The organism is Tenacibaculum amylolyticum (genome assembly GCF_964511145.1).
In the GTDB taxonomy this organism is placed as follows: Bacteria; Bacteroidota; Bacteroidia; order Flavobacteriales; family Flavobacteriaceae; genus Polaribacter; species Polaribacter amylolyticum.
Map to the genome: position 1 here is coordinate 18,386 of NZ_CAZEFZ010000016.1, position 20,669 is coordinate 39,054.

General features: G+C 30.8%; 19 protein-coding genes. 8 read left to right on the top strand and 11 right to left on the bottom strand.

The genetic code is table 11. The features are described from left to right. Positions 1-19: 19 nt before the first annotated feature. Both ACKTTC_RS06405 and ACKTTC_RS06410 read right to left on the bottom strand, forming a co-directional pair. On the bottom strand, positions 20-3,457 hold the full coding sequence (locus ACKTTC_RS06405; RefSeq protein WP_408038973.1) for a T9SS type A sorting domain-containing protein: 3,438 nt from the start codon (positions 3,455-3,457) through the stop codon (positions 20-22). A 128-nt stretch (positions 3,458-3,585) separates the two neighbouring features. Next, positions 3,586-4,122, bottom strand: coding sequence for a hypothetical protein (locus tag ACKTTC_RS06410; RefSeq protein WP_408038974.1), 537 nt, complete (start codon positions 4,120-4,122; stop codon positions 3,586-3,588). Between the two features lie 184 nt (positions 4,123-4,306). Between ACKTTC_RS06410 and ACKTTC_RS06415 the strand changes: the two genes are divergently transcribed. The 5 genes from ACKTTC_RS06415 (at position 4,307) to ACKTTC_RS06435 (ending at position 10,981) form a co-directional block, all read left to right on the top strand. After that, a complete protein-coding gene (locus ACKTTC_RS06415; protein WP_408039054.1) occupies positions 4,307-5,263 on the top strand; it encodes an NAD-dependent epimerase/dehydratase family protein in 957 nt (318 codons plus the stop codon). A 60-nt stretch (positions 5,264-5,323) separates the two neighbouring features. Next, positions 5,324-5,911 (top strand): thioredoxin family protein, encoded by a 588-nt coding sequence (locus tag ACKTTC_RS06420; RefSeq protein ID WP_408038975.1) that lies wholly within the window; start codon positions 5,324-5,326, stop codon positions 5,909-5,911. Positions 5,912-5,990: 79 nt separating this feature from the next. Then, positions 5,991-6,467 (top strand): ABC transporter ATPase, encoded by a 477-nt coding sequence (locus ACKTTC_RS06425; protein WP_408038976.1) that lies wholly within the window; start codon positions 5,991-5,993, stop codon positions 6,465-6,467. Positions 6,468-6,564: 97 nt separating this feature from the next. Continuing rightward, positions 6,565-10,362, top strand: a complete 3,798-nt coding sequence (locus ACKTTC_RS06430; RefSeq protein ID WP_408038977.1) for an Ig-like domain-containing protein — start codon at positions 6,565-6,567, stop codon at positions 10,360-10,362. A 94-nt stretch (positions 10,363-10,456) separates the two neighbouring features. Continuing rightward, complete coding sequence (locus ACKTTC_RS06435; RefSeq protein WP_408038978.1) at positions 10,457-10,981, top strand: hypothetical protein; 525 nt, start codon at positions 10,457-10,459, stop codon at positions 10,979-10,981. 2 nt (positions 10,982-10,983) lie between these two features. Here the strand turns inward: ACKTTC_RS06435 and ACKTTC_RS06440 are convergent, their stop codons facing one another. The 9 genes from ACKTTC_RS06440 to ACKTTC_RS06480 form a co-directional block, all read right to left on the bottom strand. Beyond that, on the bottom strand, positions 10,984-11,601 hold the full coding sequence (locus tag ACKTTC_RS06440) for a hypothetical protein (RefSeq protein WP_408038979.1): 618 nt from the start codon (positions 11,599-11,601) through the stop codon (positions 10,984-10,986). 183 nt (positions 11,602-11,784) lie between these two features. Beyond that, positions 11,785-12,483, bottom strand: coding sequence for a tRNA pseudouridine(55) synthase TruB (gene truB / locus ACKTTC_RS06445; RefSeq protein ID WP_408038980.1), 699 nt, complete (start codon positions 12,481-12,483; stop codon positions 11,785-11,787). A 30-nt stretch (positions 12,484-12,513) separates the two neighbouring features. Beyond that, complete coding sequence (locus ACKTTC_RS06450; RefSeq protein WP_408038981.1) at positions 12,514-13,305, bottom strand: undecaprenyl-diphosphate phosphatase; 792 nt, start codon at positions 13,303-13,305, stop codon at positions 12,514-12,516. A 2-nt stretch (positions 13,306-13,307) separates the two neighbouring features. Beyond that, complete coding sequence (locus ACKTTC_RS06455; protein WP_408038982.1) at positions 13,308-13,553, bottom strand: DUF3098 domain-containing protein; 246 nt, start codon at positions 13,551-13,553, stop codon at positions 13,308-13,310. Positions 13,554-13,556: 3 nt separating this feature from the next. Beyond that, complete coding sequence (locus ACKTTC_RS06460) at positions 13,557-14,435, bottom strand: cell division protein FtsX (RefSeq protein WP_408038983.1); 879 nt, start codon at positions 14,433-14,435, stop codon at positions 13,557-13,559. A gap of 113 nt (positions 14,436-14,548) precedes the next feature. Beyond that, positions 14,549-14,953, bottom strand: coding sequence for a methylmalonyl-CoA epimerase (mce, locus tag ACKTTC_RS06465; protein WP_408038984.1), 405 nt, complete (start codon positions 14,951-14,953; stop codon positions 14,549-14,551). A 32-nt stretch (positions 14,954-14,985) separates the two neighbouring features. Continuing rightward, positions 14,986-15,531, bottom strand: coding sequence for a hypothetical protein (locus ACKTTC_RS06470; RefSeq protein ID WP_408038985.1), 546 nt, complete (start codon positions 15,529-15,531; stop codon positions 14,986-14,988). Positions 15,532-15,533: 2 nt separating this feature from the next. Beyond that, positions 15,534-16,205 (bottom strand): hypothetical protein, encoded by a 672-nt coding sequence (locus ACKTTC_RS06475; protein ID WP_408038986.1) that lies wholly within the window; start codon positions 16,203-16,205, stop codon positions 15,534-15,536. A 277-nt stretch (positions 16,206-16,482) separates the two neighbouring features. Next, the gene (locus tag ACKTTC_RS06480) at positions 16,483-17,103 is read right to left on the bottom strand and encodes a DUF2589 domain-containing protein (protein WP_408038987.1); all 621 of its coding nucleotides are present in this window, start codon (positions 17,101-17,103) and stop codon (positions 16,483-16,485) included. A gap of 626 nt (positions 17,104-17,729) precedes the next feature. On the opposite strand from ACKTTC_RS06480, the gene ACKTTC_RS06485 reads away from it, so the two are divergent. The 3 genes from ACKTTC_RS06485 (at position 17,730) to ACKTTC_RS06495 (ending at position 20,624) form a co-directional block, all read left to right on the top strand. Then, positions 17,730-18,362 carry a hypothetical protein gene (locus ACKTTC_RS06485; RefSeq protein ID WP_408038988.1) on the top strand — a complete coding sequence of 211 codons (633 nt, stop codon included), beginning with the start codon at positions 17,730-17,732 and terminating at the stop codon, positions 18,360-18,362. 306 nt (positions 18,363-18,668) lie between these two features. Continuing rightward, entirely contained in the window at positions 18,669-19,265 is a 597-nt protein-coding gene (locus ACKTTC_RS06490) for a hypothetical protein (protein ID WP_408038989.1), read from the top strand. A gap of 600 nt (positions 19,266-19,865) precedes the next feature. Next, positions 19,866-20,624, top strand: coding sequence for a sensor histidine kinase (locus ACKTTC_RS06495; RefSeq protein ID WP_408038990.1), 759 nt, complete (start codon positions 19,866-19,868; stop codon positions 20,622-20,624). Positions 20,625-20,669 lie beyond the last annotated feature (45 nt).

The window sequence follows — 20,669 nt, forward strand, 5'->3', positions numbered from 1 at the left end:
ATAGTGTTTTACTTAAAGCTTATTTCAAGATTAATTTTCGTGTAGCAGTTTTACCGTCAGAAACCATGTTTAAAACATAAATTCCTTTTGCGTAAGCGCTTAAATCAATAGTGTAATTAGTGTCGGTAATATTTTTATCAAAATATATTTGTTTTCCTGCTAAGTCAAATACTTTAACAGTTAATTGGTCAGAAGTATTTCTGTTAATGTTAAAAATACTTTCTGAAGGGTTAGGGTATATTGCTATACCTTTTAAGAATGTTTCATCGTTAGTAGATAATACTCCAGAAATAACTAGATTGTCAATAACAGCTCCTTCACCAACAGTGTTAGCATCTGATAAGAATCTGAATCTAAAAATAACACTAGTTTCATTAGCTAAAGCAGCTAAATCATGACTATATTCTTTAATAGTTGCATTTGGTTGCCCATCAGGTCCATTAGCATCTCCTGCACCTGTCCATTGTTTACCGGGTAAAGTAGATCTGTTTGTAGCGTCAGTGGTTGCATCACTATTGTACCAATTAGGATCAGTTGCAGAACCTAATATTTCCCAATTAGTTCCTTGGTTTGTAGAGTATTCTACTACCATGTAGTCCCAGTTTAATTCAATGTCAAACCCCATATTAAACCTTAAGGTAGGGTTTATGATTTCCGATAAATTATAGCAGTTTGTGTATAAATAACCAGTAGTGTTTGTTGGGTATTCGCCTGCAGTAGTACTATAAGCTCTGCTTCCAGAAGGTATGTTTAATTCTGTTTTTGCAGAAGAAATTATAGTCCACATTGGGGAATTAGTTGTAATTGTTAATAACTGATCACTATCATTTTCAAAAGTGTTTTCAGTAGTTGGAGAAGTACTACTTTCGTTAATAGCGAAATTAATTGATCCTTTATTATTACTACTATATTCATCGCTAGCAGTAGTGCTTTCTATATTTAGAATGTGCTCTCCTTTTGAAGAAGATATAACAGGTAAAGTAATACTTGCTTCTGTTTCAGAAGCAATGTTTCCATTCCAATTATATACTTGATTTGCACCACCATCTATATTATAATTTATGGTAACACTGGTTAAAGGTTGCGCGCCTTGGTTTCTAATTGTGATTTCAGGTGCTAAATCATTTCCACATAATATAGTTCCTTCTACAATATCATTGATAGAGATTAAACGCACATCGCTTGGAGGCAATTGTCTAGGTATGTCTGTTGAAAAAATACCTCTACCGTATGTAGCAACATATAATTTAGAATCTTCTTCATTTATATCTAAATCTCTTACCTGTACGTTAGGTAAGTTGTTGTCAAAAGTTTGCCATTCAGTTAGTTCATCGTTAATGAAGTATACACCTAAGTTTGTTCCAAGATAAAGAGTATTTTTACCACTTCTTTGATGTGATTTTAAAGTTGTTAATCCTTCAGTAGGAGTATTTGTGCCTATTGTCTCACTTGTTGGGAAAAAAGCAGATAGATTAGATAATTTAGTTACAGCCCCTGGAGTAACTACCCATATAGCCCCATCTTCAGTGGGATGAGGAACAATGGATCTTATTTGACCTTGATTAAAGGTTATGTCAGAAAAAGTTTGCCCTCTGTCTATACTTCTAAATAAGCGTATACCTTGACCAACATACATAATATCGCTATTGTTTGGATCGATAGCTAATACATCTATATCATCACCTCCAAAGTTATGGTTAGATATTTTTGTCCAAGCATTACCATTTAGTCTATATATTTGACTATATCCAGCATATAGCTCACCTTCTTTATTTATGGTCATTGGAGTTATCCATTCACCGCCAGAATCATTATTTTCAGAATCTGTTTCTTCAGCTGGAGCTCCTACACGAAGTGATGTTGATTGTCCACTATTACTACTTCTTGTTAAACTACCACCAAATTGTGTAAAGCCATAGAAAACTTTAAAATTATTAGGATCTACTTGTCCTTCCATACCATCACCTCCATGGTAATTTCTCCAGTCTTTACCATCATATCCAAAACCACCATTATCTTGCAGCCCTCCTGCAATAATATTTGGTTTTTGTTGAGATACAGAAATTCTGTAAAACTGACTAATAGCTAAATTTTTAGTTAAGTCGGTGAATGAACGAGCTTCATCTGTAGAAACAAAAATACCCCCGTCTGTACCAGCAAAAAATTTACCATCTATAAAGCGTAAAAAATGAATGTCTGCATGTGTATAAGTTGGAGTGTTTGGATTAAACCATTGATTGATTTTGGTGAATGAATCTCCTCCATTAATTGATTTCCAGATGTCTAATACTCCAACATAAATTATGTCAGCGTTTTTATCAGATACAGTTAATGCTAAATCAAACCAAGCTTGTGTGCTATTAAAAATATCATCAGTTTCTGCTGTTTTGGTAAAAGATGTTCCACTATTCGTAGATTTATAGATGCCATTAAAAGCAAAATTACCAGCTGCACTTACTACATATACATAATCAGGATCAGCAATAGTTACATCCATAGTTAATCTTCCTGAAGTACCTAATCCAGGAAGAGCAACTTCATTAAAAGATTCTCCGCCATCTGTAGATTTGTAAAATGTATCACGAGAAACAGCATACCATATGTTTGCATCACCAGGTTTCATTTTTATATCAATAATATTCCCTGCTAATTTAGTTGTCCAACTTGTACCGCCATTCGTCGTTTTTTGAACACCAGTACTTGTAGCTACCAATAAGGTATTAGTATTATTAGGGTCAAAGTAAATTTCATTCATGGAAGTTGGAGATCCAGGAATGTTGCCTGTATTATTCCAAGTGGTACCTCCATCAGTAGTTTTCCAAACACCAACTGTAGGAGAATCATTTGCATCATCATCTCCAGTAGCAATATAAATTTCGTTGGAATTATCTGGATTAATAGCAATACCAGAAACTCCTATTTGTGGTAAGTGATCAGTTAAAGGAGTCCAGTTTAAACCAGCATCAGTAGATTTCCAAATACCACCAGCTGGTGCGCCTATGTAATACGTATTAGAGTTATTAGGATCTACAGCAATAGCATTAACACGTCCTTGTCCAGTTTGTTTAAGATTATTAGCGCTATATGTGTTAGAGTTAGTGTATGGTCCTAAAGGTTTCCAATCACTATTATCCATTCTTTGGCTAGCAGATCTTTGACCTAATGCTTTTTTTTGTTCCCAAGCACTCCACAAATCTTGAACTGGAGCAATAGTTCCGTCTGGTTTTAAATAATTAGACCAATGATATTCCCACCTTTTAAAAGGTTTGAAACCGCTACCTTTTTTATTTCTATCAATTGTTTTGAAGTAGTCTTCTGCATGCTTAGCCATTTCCTCTAACGTAGGTTTTGTACCTCTACGTTGTACATCTCCCATATCCCATGGTGCGCCTTTTACTACCTGACCAAAAGTAGTAGAAAATGCAAATAATAGTACAATTATGTAAATTTGTTTCATATAATGATAAAATTTTAGCAAAAGTAATGAAAGTTTTTTATAACTTTTGTCCTATTTGTTGATACGGAGGTGGTTAAAATGTTAAAATTTTAGGATAAGGTAAAAAAAGAGGTGTTTTGCTGAGGATTTTATTGGGAAATGCTATCAATATCTTTAAAAAGTAATTCTAAATCGATTTCTTCATCAAATTTCTTTTTACTAAAAATAGTGTTTACTTTTTCATTGTAGCTACTAAAAATAAGTAAGATTTTATCAACTTGACTGTTCACTTCTTTAGGTTTGATAGCTGGGATTAACGTCATGTCCTTTAATCGTAAAGCTTCATTTTGTAATACATTTACTCTGGCGATTAATGCACTCTTTTGTAAATCTTCATTTTTAGTACTATTAATTAAGTTTTTTATTAATCCATTTAACTCTGAAGCCATGTTCAAAGCATCATTTGGAGAAATATTATAAAAGCGTTGCATGAATTCATTTAACTCATTGTATTCTTTCCATTCGGCCATTTTGTTTTTTGAAAGCTCTGAAAAATCTTTGAACTTTTTATGAGTAACAGGTAAGTTCATTCCTGTTTTTTTTTGCTCTTTATAAGAAGTTTGAATTGTTTTTTTACAACTTAATAAACTTATAATAATAAAGAAAAAACTTATTTGCCGAATCATAATATATAAAAATAGAAAAACAAAAATACATTTTTTGTTCATGTATAATTAAGAAGATAAAGTTAAAGGTTACAAATCAGTTTGTTGTTGTAGTAGTTTTATTATAAGTTAAAAAATAACAAAACATTATTACGAATTCTTAAAATTATTAACTTTGCTAAACCCTAAAATTAAAGATATAGAAATGAGAGAGGTTATTTTAGTACTTGGAGCGTGTGGGCAAATCGGAACAGAGTTAACGCAAGAATTGAGAGAGATCTACGGACATAATAATGTTGTAGCTTCAGATATTAGAGAAGGGAATGATGAGTTTATAAATGCAGGACCTTTTGAAATTTTAGATGCTACGGATAGGGATAGTATCTTAGAAGTAATTCAAAAATATAATATTACACAAGTATATTTAATGGCAGCTATGCTTTCGGCTACAGCTGAAAAACTACCGCAAAAAGCTTGGGAATTAAATATGAATTCATTGTTAGTTATATTAGAATTAGCAAGGGAAAAACATATTAAACAAGTTTATTGGCCAAGCTCGATAGCAGTTTTTGGGGCTACTTCTCCAAAAGTTGATACACCACAACAAACAGTAATGGAGCCTTCTACAGTATATGGAATTAGTAAGGTTTCAGGAGAGCATTGGTGTAATTATTATCACGAAAGATTTGGAGTAGATGTAAGAAGTTTGAGATATCCAGGGATTATTAGTTGGAAAACAAAACCAGGTGGGGGAACAACAGATTATGCCGTAGATATTTATTTTAAGGCAATAGAAGAAGGTAAATATGAGTGTTTCTTAAAAGAAGATACAAAATTACCAATGATGTATATGAATGATGCTGTAAAAGCTACGATTCAATTAATGCAAGTTGATGCAGAAAAAATAAATGTTCGTACATCATATAACTTAGCCGCAATGAGTTTTACTCCAAAAGAAATTACTGAGGAAATTCAAAAACATATACCAGATTTCACTATTTCTTATGAACCAGATTTTCGTCAACAAATTGCAGACAGCTGGCCACAAATAATTGACGATAATAAGGCTAGAGAAGATTGGAACTGGAAACATAAGTTTGATTTAGCATCTATGACTAAGGAGATGTTAAAGAATATTCAAGCTAAAATGATGTGTTTATAAATTTGCTTGTAAGATTTTAAATTTCTTTTCGTCACAGTATATGTGAAACTCAAAGAAGCAATGAAAGAAATTATAGAAGAAAGCTTAGATAAAGCTATTTCATATTCAGAATATAGAACTCTTGTAGCTGATTTATTATCAGAAAATAAATCTACAGGTGATACTCAGTCAGAAGCCTTATTCAAATACAGTTTTTTGAATGATAGACGAATGAAACGTTTAGATAAAACTTCAAAACTTACAGGAGAAACAGTAGAGAAATTGAAAGAAGTAAAAGAACCACAAAAATGGTTGGTACTTACTGAAGGATGGTGTGGAGATGCAGCGCAAAACTTACCAGTAATCAATAAACTAGCAGAAGAAAATCCTAATATAGATTTAAAACTTGTTTTACGAGACGAAAATCTAGAGTTAATGGATAATTTTTTAACAAATGGAGGAAGGTCAATTCCTAAGTTAATAGCATTAGATAAAAACAATGATGTCTTATTTACTTGGGGACCAAGACCATCTATAGCTACTAAAATGATTGCAGACTATAAAGAAGCAAATGGAGTAGTAGATGCCAAAGTAAAAGAAGATTTACAAGTTTGGTACAATAAAAATAAAGGAGAAAATGTGCAAGAAGACATTCTCTCTTATTTATAGATTTTAATTAAAAGGTGTTTTAAAGTAAAAACCATTTAGTAGCTACTAAATGGTTTTTCTTTTTATCTATATTTGCCTAATGTTAGTAGATTTTAAAACTTTAGAAGATGAGGCTAGAGTATGGATTTATCCATGCAACAGAAAGTTTTATCCACAAGAATTAGAGCCTTTAAAAGAGAAATTAAAGAGCTTTATTGAAAAATGGAAAGAAGGAGAAGGGTGCAAATGTTCATTTCAATTGCTATACGATCGATTTATTGTTTTTGGAGCTAATGAAGAAGCGGTAATAACAAATCAAGATTTGGATAAACAAGTAGCTTTTATCTTAGAGTTACAAGTCGCTTATGAGGTTGAATTACTAGATAAAATGAACGTTTGTTTTAAACAAGGAGAATATACTCAGTATAAAACTGTAAAAGAATTTAAAAAATTAATTAAAAATAAATCTGTTAACAGTAAAACCATCGTTTTCGATAATTTGGTGCAAACAAAATTCGATTTAGAAAACTACTGGGAAGTGCCTATTACAGAGAGTTGGTATAATAGGTTCTTATAATATTTTAAAAAGGTAAGTTGTTTATTGTTAGTTTTTTCATTTAATTTGTTATTCTTTAAAATAAAGAATTGCTAACCCCCAAATGAAAATTTAAACAATGAAAAAACTATTACTATTATGTTTAATTAACGTATTGTTAATTAAAACTACTTTTTGTCAAACGCTAAGCAGAAATGATGCGTCTTTCACAAAAAGACTACAAGATGAAAGTATAAATATTAAAGGCGGTATTACTTTTATTGCAAATAATATTTTAAATAGAGATGCTTTAAAAACAGGCGAATTATATAAACAAGAAGAGAATGCTTTTTCTCTTTATACGGGAAATGATCACCCCAATTTAGCATATAACTCTGACTTGTTCATGAAGGTAGGAGCTTCATTTTACCCTTTAAATAATGGCAATTTTTATATGGATTACATAGATATAGACGATGCTGAAGGAATAACAGGGAGCGAACATACATTTTCTTCGTCTAAATCTCGTCTAAGTATGTCTGTAGATTCAAAAGTTGTATTTGCAGGATTGTATTGGGCCGGTGTTTATCCGTATAATAATTGGTCAGATGAAAATCCAAGAGAAGGAGATTTTAGAGTAATAAAGTTTAAACTTCCTGGAGAAGAATATAAAGATATTACTGGTGAAGTTGTTAATGATAGTGGACTAGCTACACAAAGGCCATATGTATGTTTTAAAGATGTGACATCTCTAGTGAAAGCATTAGAAAATCCAAACGGAGATTATTATGCTGCTAATATTAGAGCTACTGTAGGAAAAGATGAACTTCATGGGATAGGTGGAGCTGCTGGATGGTCTTTGGTAATCGTGTATGAAAACGAAGCTGAGTCATTTAAAAATATATCAATTGCAGACGGTTTTGCAACTGTAGATGGAATAAATGATGTAGAAGTAGATTTTGCAGGCTTCGTAACTGCCCCAGAAGGAAATGTAAAAGCATCTTTTATTACAATGGCACTTGAAGGTGATGTTTATATCCAAGGAGATAATTTACAGATTCAGAATATAAATGGGAATTATGTAAATATCTCTACTGCTAACTTAAATGAAGCTAATAATTTTTTTAATAGCACAATTTCTAAAAATGACCAATTTGGTTCTGAGAGAACAATTAACAGTCAAAATACTTTAGGTTTTGATGTAGATTTATTTAAACTCAGTGAAAATCATAATAATGAAATTATAGATAATAATACAAGTTCAGCTAAACTAAGGTATACAACGTCTGGAGATGTTTATTGGCCATTCTTTATGGCAATAGCTGTTGAAGTTGATAATGGTGTTTTTATAGTAACTAATGATGATGAAGCTACTACAATAGAAGATGAACCTGTTATTATTAATGTTTTAGAGAATGATGACAAAATACCCGCAGGAGGAAGAATTACTTTCACAACGCCATTTAACGGAACAGTAACTACAAATGATATGGGAACAGAAGATATTTCGGATGATCTTATCAGTTACGTTCCAGATGCAAATTTTACAGGAACAGATACATTTACCTATACAGTTTGTAATAGTAATAATAATCAATGTAGTACAGGAACAGTTATGGTAACAATAACTCCTGTTCAAGATGTAGAGTTATCGGCAGTAGTAACTATTGAACAACCTACTTGTAATGAGCCAGGAAGAATTACCATTGATGCAAGTGGAGGAACATGGGTTTATGAATATGCAATAGTACCAGAAGGAGAAGTCCCTACTTTATTTAATGCTAATAATGAGTTTGTGATAAATGAACCAGGAGCCTATGACGTTTATGTACGAGATGATGCTTTAAATCAATATAGTACTACAATAAATATTGACCAAGTTTTACCTTTAGATTTAACTGTTTACAAAAGCTACGAACCTCCATGTTATGGAGGTACAGGTGCAATTACTATAGATATTACAGGAGGGATTTCTCCTTATACTGTAGATGTAATTAATGCCAATACTAATATCAACCTAGTAAACGATACGTCTTCAGATGCAAATAGAACTTTTTCTAATATTGTAGCAGGAACTTATATTGTTATGGTGACAGATAATACAGGGTGTGCAAGTGCTTCTTCTGTAATTGAAATTATAGACCCCCCGTTACTAGTTGCTACAGGATCTGTAACTTCAGAAGATACAATTGAAGTTGCTGTTACAGGTGGGGCTGCTCCTTATGGATATAGTTTAAATGGAAGCCCTTTTACTGCTTCATCTACTTTTACAGGACTTACTTCAGGTAAGTATACAATTAGCGTTAGAGATGCAAATGGCTGTACAACAATCACGCCAGAGATAATTATAAGTTACTCAGAATTTATAGTTTTAGATGATAATGTTGAGGGATTCGAAAATACACCTTTAAATATTGATGTTCTAGCTAATGATAGCCACATTTCTGCGGATGATATATTATCCTTAAGTAGTGCATCTAATGGAATTGTAGAAATAAATAATAATGGAACGCCAAACGATGTTACAGATGATATATTGCTGTACTATCCCAATCCTCATTTTTATGGAGTAGATAGTTTTACATATGAGATTGAGGACATAAATGGTTATGCAGCTACTGGAACAGTAACTATAAATGTAAAATCAATAAATGACATCCAATTAGTAGATGATACCACTATTACAGATAAGGAAGAAGCAGTTGTTATTGATGTTTTTGCTAATGATAATAATTTACCATTTGAAGGAGGTATAATTACTGCAACAACACCTTCTAATGGAACAGTTACAATAGATAATGCAGGTACAACATATGATTTTACAGACGATATTATTACCTATATTCCAAATCCAAGTTTTGTAGGAACAGATGTGTTTGAGTATACAGTATGCAATAGTGTAATAGCAAATCATTGTGATACAGCTACAGTAACAATTCAAGTAAAAGAACCATTATCTGTCAGCACAAATATAACAGGAGAGCTTGCTCTTTGTGCGGGAACCTGTACTTTGTTGGAAGTAAATGCTGTAAGAGGTACAGAAGCCTATACATATTCATTTTATAAAGATGGAATATTAATACCAGGAGTTAATTCAGATGAAGTAAATATTTGTAGTTCAGGTGTGTATCATGTGGTTGTGAATGATGGAGAGAATATATATCAGAGTGAAAGTATAGAAGTTACAATTACAGAGCCTGTGCAAATTAGTGCTATTACAATAACTCCTTCAGGAAATAGCCCAAGTGGAATAATTGAAATAGAAGCAAGTGGAGGTTCTGAAAATTATGTATATAGCATTGACGGAGGACTTGTATTTATAAGTGATAATATTTTTACTGATTTGGAACCAGGTACTTATTTGATTAATGTTAAAGATAGTAATGGATGTTTATCAGCTCCTATAACAATTACAATTAATGCAATAGATGTTGATAATTCTGTAAGTAGGAATGAAAGCGATGAATTAGAAGTAAGTTATAAAGGGGCAAAATCATACCAATGGATTAATGTAGATACAAATACTGAAATTCCAGATGCAACTACTAGTACTTTTACACCAACAGAATCTGGAAGATATCAGGTTAAGATTGTATTAGAAGAAACAGCTAGAACTAGTGTTATAGGGAATACAATTATTAGATATAAGAGTAATGAAATTGTAATATTCTCTCCAATAATTGAATTTAATGCAGAGGTATTGAATGTAGATGAAGAAACAATAGGGAATTTTAAAATATACCCAAATCCAGCAATAGAGACTATTACAGTGCCTTTAAAGCTAACAGGAGAAAAATATAAAATATATGACACTTTAGGAAAGGAAATTGATAAGGGACGTATAGAAGAAAGTACTTTAAGAGTATCACAACTTTCTAAAGGAGTATATCTTTTAAAAGTTACAGGATATAAAACCGTACGATTTATTAAGAAGTAATAAGATTTGTCCGTTTAAAATTAAAAAGAGCTTAGTTTAGAAGAATTAAGCTCTTTTTTGTTGGGGGTATGAGTGTAACATAACATAGCTTTCAATGTCCAATAATAAAAGAGTTATGGGGGGACATGGAAGTATACAACCTGTTTTAAAGAATAATAAAAATTTATTGAGAAAGAAATCGTTGTTTAAAGATCAAGAAAAAAGATTTAAAATAATAGATGTAAAACTTAAGTTTAAAAAAGCTACAGAAGAAGAATTAGAACTACACAAAGAGAAGATAAGAGAACGATCTAGGAGAGCTAGAATACCTTATTATTTTGTGATAGTAACAATAGTTATTTTAATAGGAGTTATGACTAATTATTTAATAACTTCAAATGAGGAGTACAAACAAAGTATTCAACAGCAAAACTTAAGATTGAAAAAAGAACAGTTGGCTATTTTAATTGAAAAAGGAGATGTTTTTTATGCGAAAGAACATTATAAAAATGCCCTCTTTTTCTATAAAAAAGGGCAGATTTTATTTCCAAAAGATGCTGCGTTATCTTTAAAAATAAAAGATTGTTATCAAAAGCGATGCGAACGTATTGGAGTAGACTGCGAAAAACTAACAAAATAGTTTTACTGTGTTACAATATTATATTGTGCAATTTCTGCTGCTGTCATCCAATGAATACCACTCGCTGGTGCTGCATTAATTGTAAAATAATAAAAAGCTTCTGCTTGTTGTTGGGTAAATCCTACCGAAACATAATAATTAATATAAGGCAAATGATTTGCGTGACCTACAGGGAAATCTGTAGCAGTTGTGTTTTCTCCCGCAGCCCAAGCGTGCACTCCAATTCTGGTATTGCTTCCTTTTGTTCTTTGTATACCTGCTAGAAAGAAATCTACGCCACCAGAGGCAATCTCACCATTATCCATTAAATGAATATTGATTCCTTTCTGATGTACTTTTTCTGAAAGTTGCAGATTAACTGTGTCGTCAGAAGAACCGTCACAGTTTTTAATATTGATTTTCGTAATGTTTGGAAAAGAAGCTACAAGAGCGTTAAAATCATTTAAAGCAGAACTACCTATAGTTCCATCCATTTCTATGGTTGTATTGTCATCTAATACTTTAAATATTCCAAACTGTCTAGTGGTGTTTGGAGTTTGAGGAGAATTACTGTCGTCACTACAAGATATTAGTATAGATGACGCGATAAAAAAAGTAAAAATTAAGCGAAGAGTTTTCATACGAATCTTATTTATTAATTATTGTTCAAAAAAAAACTTCAGTAGTTATCTTTTTAAAGATAACTACTGAAGTATACTTATACTATTGTAATTTATGATAAGCTATCCTTCCAATTTCTTCTTCAGTGTTGAAGAATAGCTGATGTTCTATTTATAACTTAAAGTTACTAATAATATTGTGTCTTATTCGGTGCTTTGTAATGTTTGCACAAATTCTTCGATAGATTGTGCGTTATTTACTGAATATTCACCAATTTTAGTTCTTCTTAGTACAGATAAGTGTGCTCCTGAGTTTAAAGCAACCCCAAAATCATGTGCTAAAGAACGAATATAGGTTCCTTTACTACAAACTACTCTAAACTCAACAAAAGGCATTTCAATTTTAGTAATTTCAAACTCAGTAATTTCTACAGTTCTTGCTTTAATCTCTGTTGTTTTTCCTTGACGAGCAAGTTCGTATAAACGTTTTCCATCTTTTTTAATGGCTGAAAAAATAGGTGGTTTTTGCTGAATTTTCCCTAAAAACTGCTTTGTTGTTTCATGTATCAACTCATCTGTAATATGTTCGGTAGGAAAAGTTTGATCAACCTCGGTTTCTAAATCATAACTAGGAGTTGTTGTTCCCAATACAAAAGTACCAGTGTACTCTTTTATTTGACCTTGATATGTTTCTATATTTTTAGTTTCTTTTCCAGTACAAATAATTAAAAGTCCAGTTGCCAAAGGATCTAAAGTTCCGGCATGACCAACTTTTATTTTTTTAATATTGAATTGTTTGCGAATATGCCAGCGAAGCTTATTCACAACTTGAAAAGAAGTCCATTCTAAAGGTTTATCTATAAGAAGTACTTTTCCGTTTTTAAAATCATCAAGAGTGTTCATAGAAAAATGCTACTACTTAGTTAACAATAATTAAAATAAAGCGTATGCAATTGCTAAAACTCCAACAATAGCACAATAAATAGAGAAGTAGGTTAATTTACTTTTTTTAACTAAGGCAATCATCCATTTACAAGCTAATAACCCAGCTACAAAAGCCGCTGTAAAACCAGCAAGCATAGAAACAGATTCAGAAGATTGAAAACTAATATCACCACCTAAAAGATCTTTAGCAATCTTACCAAAAATTAAAGGAACTACCATTAAAAAAGAGAAACGTGCAGCTTTAGTACGATCAATACCTAAAAGTACAGAAGTAGAAATTGTAGCACCAGATCTTGAAATTCCTGGTAGCATTGCAATTGCTTGAGAAGTTCCGATAACCAAAGAGTTTAAAAAAGAAACATCTTTAGTAGTGTTCTTAGCCTTGTCTGCCAATAATAAAAGCAATGCAGTTACTAAAAGCATAAAACCAACAAACATAATTTTTCCGTTAAATAACGATTCTAACTGCTCTTCAAAAAATAAACCAACTAAAACAGCTGGAATCATTGAAATTATAATTTTTGCAGAAAATTTAGATTCTTCGTTCCATGAAAACTGAAAAAGTCCTTTGAAAATTTGAGCAACTTCTTTTCTGAAAAATACTAAAGTACTTAATGCCGTTGCAAAATGTAATATTACGGTAAAAGTTAAACTTTCTTTAGGAATAGAATTATCTCCTAATATGGCTTTTACAAGTTCTAAATGTCCACTTGAAGATACAGGTAAAAACTCGGTAAGTCCTTGAACAATTCCAAGGATAATTGCTTCTATTATGTCCATGCTTATTTTTTAGGGCTCGCTAAAATAGCATAAATTTCTATTCCCAAACCAATAATAACTAATGTAGGCGCTAAACGAATTCTTCTCCAGCTATAAATATCAGGATTAAATACATTAGGATCGTCACTTCCACCACCAGACATTAAAATGAATCCTAGAGCAATTACAGCTAATCCAATAAGCATAATCAGATAATTTCGCTTTCCGAATAAAAACTCTGATTGATTTGAATTTTTACTTTTATTCATAGTTTAATAATATAATTCGTTGGTTTGTAAATTTAAAAATCGTTGTGTAGCAAAATAAGTACTTACCCAAGTAATAATAAATGCACTTACTAATATTCCTAAAGCTAAATAAAGTAAAGAAAAATAATCTTTTAATAACTCTAATGAAGGAATGTATTCATCTACATAATACACTACAAAAGCTAATCCTATTAATGCAATAAAAGCACCTACAAAACCTAATTGCATACTTTGCCAAATAAAAGGCCTTCGTATAAATCTTTTAGTAGCACCTACCATTTGCATTGTTTTTATATTAAACCTTTTAGAGTAGATAGATAACCGAATAGAACTGTTTATTAAAATGATAGAAATAACAGCAAAGAAGCCACTAATGATTAATAACCAAAAGCTTATTCTTTGAATATTTTTAGTAAGCTGTTCTACCAAAGGTTTATGATAAGAAACATCAAAAATGAAAGCATTTTTTTGAAACTCTTGTTGCAGTTCTTGCATTTTTTCAGGAGTTACAAAATCAGCTTTTAAATATAAATCAATTCCGTTTTTTAAAGGATTTGTACCTAGAAATTGTAAGTAATCTTCCCCAATATCTCTACTGTAGGTTTTTGCCGCTTCATCTTTAGAAATAAAATAAATTTCCTTGGTATACGGTTTTTTAAGTAGCTCCTCTCTAAATGTTTCAATTTGCGCTTCCGAAATTTCATCATTTAAGTAAAGAGACATAACTACTTCTTCTTTAAAATGATTCGCAACTTTGGTCGATTTTAATAAAATTAACCCTAATACACCAATCATAAAGAGGACTATAGCAATACTTATAATAACAGAAGCATAAGAAGATCGTAATCGCCTTTTCTGAAAAGAATCAAAAGAATTCGTCATTTGCTATAGTTTTAAAGCGCAATTTACAAATTATTGTTGTACAGTGTAGCCTAACAAAACCATTACACTACAAATTTTTGTTAAAATAAACAGCGTATAAAGAATAATAAGTACTACTCTTTAATATCTTGGCAAAGCTCAATAAGAACGCCATTGGTAGATTTAGGATGTAAAAAAGCCACTAATTTATTATCGGCACCTTTTTTAGGTGTTTCATTTAGTACAATAAAACCTTCATCTTTTAAGCGTTTAATCTCACTTTCAATATCTGCTACTGCAAAAGCAATATGATGAATGCCTTCTCCTTTTTTTGCGATAAATTTAGCAATAGGACTTTCTGGATTGGTAGCCTCTAATAACTCGATCTTATTAGGTCCTGTTTTAAAAAAAGAAGTTTTTACACCTTCACTTTCAACTTCTTCTATCTTATAATGCGCTTCACCAAATAAAGAAGCAAATAGAGCATTCGATTTTTCAATGCTTTTTACAGCAATTCCAATATGTTCAATTTTATCCATGCGGTAAAAATAAAAAATCTACAAACGAAAGTCTACAGATTTTCTATTTCAATTTCTTTAGCAAGAACAATAAGTACATCTGTTTTATTAATTAAAGAAAGAATTTGTACTGTAATGGCTTTTAATTGATCGTGAGCACAACAAAAATCCCAGATTTGGTATATGAATAATGTAAAATCTTCGTTAGGATCGTATTTGAATTGTTTTGTTTGATAAATTATATGCAATAACTGATGAATGAGTTGTGTTGCACTTTCTAATTTTTCAGTATGTTTTTTATAAACATCCCATAAATCACCTTGAGCACCTGTTAATAGAGTTGCAGAAAAATGAAAGAACTCTTTTCGTTTGTTTCTAGAGTCTTTAGGTAAAAAAGTAGTAAGCTCACCTCTTTTAACTGCAAACATAGAAGCTTCTGGAATGCTGAGTTGTTGCAAGGTATCTTCTGTTTCAGATAGCCAATTTTTCAAAATTTGTGAACTAGCAGTCCGCTTTTTTTCTAGTAAGTCGACGATGTTTGAAATTTTAGCTAGCTGTGTCTCAATATCGCCAACAATTTTTGTAGTTGACTTTCTCATGATTATTCTGGTAATAATTTAGAACTCACATTTCCATTATCATCTTCAGAAGTATGCCATTCCATACCTTCTTCATTCAATGTCATTTTAATTTGAATAAGATTTTCTGGTTTTATTTCCTGAAGTTTATAACTCTCTACAATTACTTTTGGTTCTTGCTTTACAGGTTGTTTGGGTTTTATTTGCGAAGCTAAACTTTGGGTAATTCTTTTTGTTAGCACAGGAACTTCAATTTTTTCTCCTGAAATTGCTAAAAATTGTTCAGTAATTCTTTCCGAATACATTTGCAAAGCTTTGGTTTCATCATCAGTAGCTTTAATTGTTTTTTCTAAAGATTCTACTTCATTATTAATAGCAGCCTTTAATCGTAAAGAAGTTTTTCTATCAAAAGAAGTTCTTTGAGCCACATCTTTTAAAATGCTATACGTTTGCGCACTAAATTCAATATTATCTATAGGTTGATGTGCTGTTTCGTATTGTGTTTCTAGTTCTCCAATTGCTACAGGAATTGTTAATTCAATATTTTGTGCTCTAAACCTTGGAATAGAAAAATGTTTTAATAAATCGTGTTTGGCAAATTTTTCAGCAATCTCTAACGATTTTAAATCAGAAATCATACGAGCCTCTGTTAAACTAGTAGCAATACTGCCAATATATTCGTTTAAGTTAATCATGATCTAAGTTTTGTTTTAAGTGGTTAAAAGATGTATTTACTAGCTGTCATAAATTCTAAGTACTACGCAATAATCAAGTTATTCCGAAGTAGGAGATTAAACTACGTTGAAGTCAACAACTGAAGCAATCTTTTTATCTAATAAACAGATTACTTTGCTTTCTCTTTGAGTCTTTCCATTCAAGACGACATCTTTTTTCTTTAAGTCTTTGTTTTTTATAGTCTCAATTTAAAAAGGCCATTCAAAAACAGAATGACCTTCTGAATTAAAACTAAGCTTAAGCCACAGCAGCAATGCTATCTTCTAGCATGTCTAAAATGCGACTTAATCCTTCTGGTAACTCATCGTTTACCGCTCTAACTTTTACACCTAAGTTATACGTCTTATCTACTTTTACACCTTGAGAAGTATTTCTCTTATAAGAAGCAGAAGCTTTAAAGTTTACAATTTTGTAATTAATTCCTAATTCTGCACTAGCAGCAAATTCAGAAGAAACATTTCTTGTCTCGGTAGAACTTAAACGAGCATTAAAATCAATATTTACTTCGTCAATTCTAATAGATGGAATGGTTAACATGGTTAAAAATGGGACTTTAATCTCTACGTCGTCAGTTGAAAATAAACTGGTAGTATCTGTACCAGCAGGCAATCCTTCATCAGACAATTCTTGCGCAGTTTTCCCTAAGTGTGGATTTGGAACTGATTTTTTGTATTTGAAATCTACATAACGTAAAGAATCTGGAGTATTCGGGGTATTGCTAGTTTCAAAACCAACTTCTTTAATAAAGTTAACAGTAGCCATAGAAGCTGCCGTTTGTGCTTGAATGGCTGCCTGTAACGGACCTCCAACGTACACATTAAAATCTAAGCTGTTTAGCTCAGGTACTAAATTTGGCATAATTAATATTTTTTAGATGTTACCTACTCTGTTTCTAATTAGGCTTTTCGGTTTCCGCCATAACAATTGTATTTCGAAATAGTAAAAGCAAAGGTTTATAAAAGGAAGTATTTGAAGACCAGTATAAAAACTAGAAATAGAAAAGTTGTAATCAGTAACTTTTTTAAGTGTTTTTCTTGTGGTTTATAAGTGAAATATTGTTTTCAATTGAATAATAAATAGTTATTCGTGAATGTTATTATTAATAGAATAGCATCTTTCTGATTGATAAACAGATCACTTCGCTTTTCTTTCGAGTTCCCTCAGGAAGCACTCGTGATGACATAAGAAAAATTCGTCATTGCGAACGTAGCGGAGAGAAGTGAAGCATCTATTAATTAGGGTTTCATAAAGATTACTTACTTTCATATGTGCCAAAATAGAAATCTTGGCATAAAAAACTTTTACCATTCGCATACTATCTAAAACAAAACCTCGTTTAATTTTACAGAAAAGAAGTTGCTATGATCTTTCCTAAAAATAAAAATACTTACAGTACATAAAATTTTAGATTCAAACAGTTTAAGCTGTTTGTATAGAACATGGCTATTCTTTAAAATTAATTTATAACCATTAAAAATTTAAAGATGAAAGCAATGAAAGTTTTAGCATTGGCAATTGTAGCAAGTGCAGTAACATTTGTAGCATGTCAAAAAGAAGAAGATACTTTAAATACAGTATCTCTAGAAGGCAAAGCAGCAAAACCTTGGAATATGATTTCCTACAAAGGGATGATAGAGCGATTAGAGCATTATGATAAAACCAGAAAACCAGTTTTAGAACAAGCCTTAGGTTTTGAAGACACTCGTATTAATTACTATTCTATTGAAACAATTGAAAACTATATTAAATATGTAAAGCAATTGTCTAAAGAAAAAGGAATTGAACTCACGGGAATCAATTTTGTGTCTGGAGCATATCCTGAAGACGCAAATTATGGAACACCTAACTATCAGCACTTCATGTTTATGCCAACAACAAATGTTAATGGTAAAAATGTAGGCTTTGATCCTATGTTATCAACAAAAGACAAAGTAGTAACTATAAAAGAGATGCTAGCCTCTTTTGGATATAATTGGGTATATGATAGCAAGGAGGATTATGAAAACAGAAATACAATTTCTAAAGAAATTCAAAATAACTTTTCGAAACGAAATAGGAAAACTGATTTAGATAGCGGAGCAGCAAATGTTAGTAATATTGCACCACCATACCACTAAAAATAGCCTTTATCACAATAAAGATTAAAAAACATTTATAAACTGAAACCATTTTACATAAAATGTAAGATGGTTTTTATTTCCAATAAGTATACTAGCCCTATTTTTCCAATACACAGAATTCTTTACATAGGAAAGATAGAATTAACTTTTATCTTTTTAGGAAATACGCTTGGAGGTAAAAAGTGTTTTTCCTGTTTTTTGTTTCTAAAATGTTGATTTACTTAGTTATTTAGAAAAATGTTTGTTTTATGATCCAAAATAGAATGTATTTTTGAGTTGAATTAAAACTAAACTTTTACAATTATGAAAAAACTACTAAGACTCATTTGCAGATGGTTGTGCGGATCGCAACCCGAGCCAACTAAACCAAAGGTTTTACTCACCTATGAAAAAGTTGTAAGAATGCTAAAAGGTTATGATGATGAAAGATTTGAAATGTTAGTGAAAAATTTAGGCTTTGAAGATTCTAGGGTTAATACATTTGATTTTAAAGAATTGAAAAATTATATGACTTTTACCGAAAAATTGGCAAAGGAAAAAAATATAGAAATCAAAGGGGTAAGCTTTATAAAAGCAATTTATACAGAGGAGACAGCTCCAAATGAGGAGTTTATTGGTTATGAAAATTTATTATATACTCCAACGACTATAATTAATGGTAAGGAAGTTCAGATTGATTTGTTGAATTCTACTAGAGATAATATTGTAACTTTTAAAGAAATGTTGGAGAAATATGGATATAAATGGCGTTATAATAATAGAAAGAATTTTAAATTAAAATCAGATAAGAGCTTACAAGAAAAGCAAGAATTCAAGTCAATGATAATGTCTTCTGAGAGTGATGGAGGAGAAGAAAGTTTTGTGGCTAATTACTCTCATTTAGCGCCACCACATGATTAAAATTATTTAAAGCTATTATTTAATGAACTACCTAGATTTATTTGTGCAAATTTTAACTGGTGTGCTAAGTTTCTTTTTTTATTTCAAAAATAAAACTAAGTTTTTATTACTACTTACAATATTAACTGTATTAACAGGAATAGTTGAAAGTTTTGGAGAGTATACAGTTTTGTCAGGTAAATCTAGCTTTTTTTTATACCATATTTTTTCGTTGATACAGTTTAGTATCATCTTTATGATTTATGTGTTTTTAATTAAAGACTCATTTTTTAAAAAAGTTTTTTCTTTTTTGCATTTTTTATTCTTTTGTTTTTGGGGTGTTATATTTTTTAAAGGAGAACTATTTTTTTATTTAATAATTTTTGGAGCTTTTAATACGAGCTTTTATGTTCTTATTTATCTTAGAAGTATATTGATGTCTGACAAAATATTAAATTATAAGGAATTATTACCTTTTTGGGTTTCAGTAGGTTTTTTAGTGTTTCACTTACCATCAATCCCTTTTTTTACTTTATTTGGGCAAATGCAAAATAGGGGATTGTTCTTTATTTTAAATATATTAGTTATTTTAATGAACTTATTCATAATATATGGTTTGTTATGCAGCAAGAAGGAAGAGAAGTACTTATAATATCAACAATAATAATAGTATTAATTGTTACTTTTTTAATCATACTATTCACTGTTTTTCAACGACGTAAAAACCATTTACTACGAGAAAAGGAAAGTGAAAAGAAACGCTTTGAGCGAGAGATTGCAGAAACACAAATAGAAATTAGAGAAGAAACCTTAAGAAATATCAGTTGGGAGTTGCACGATAATATTGGGCAACTCCTTACTTTGGCTAAAATACAATTGCAACAAGCAGCAATTGAAAATTCTGAAGAAATATCAGAAACCATTACCAAGAGTTTAAACGAAATACGTTCGTTATCTAAACTCATAAATCCAGAATTTATAAAGAATGTAAAACTTAAAGAAGCTTTAGAGTTAGAAATAGAGCGTTTTAATAGATTGCAGTTTATAGATGCAACATTAACAATTACAGGAGAAGAACGTGAGATCAATCAAAAACACGGAATTATTATATTCAGAATCTTACAAGAGTTTTTCTCAAATACAATAAAGCATTCCAAAGCTTCTACCTTAGAAGTAGCACTAAATTTTAAAGAAGATCAGTTAGAAATTAAGGCAAAAGATAATGGTGTCGGATTCAATATGGATGAGGTGCATAAAAAAGGAATTGGCTTGCATAATATAAAAACCAGAGTAAAACTTATAAATGCTGAAGCAAATTTAGAATCTAAGCCTAATAATGGTACAATTTTAAATATTTATTACTACTTTTATAATATATAATCTCCATATTAATAGTAAAATTTTTTAATAACTTAATTACCAACG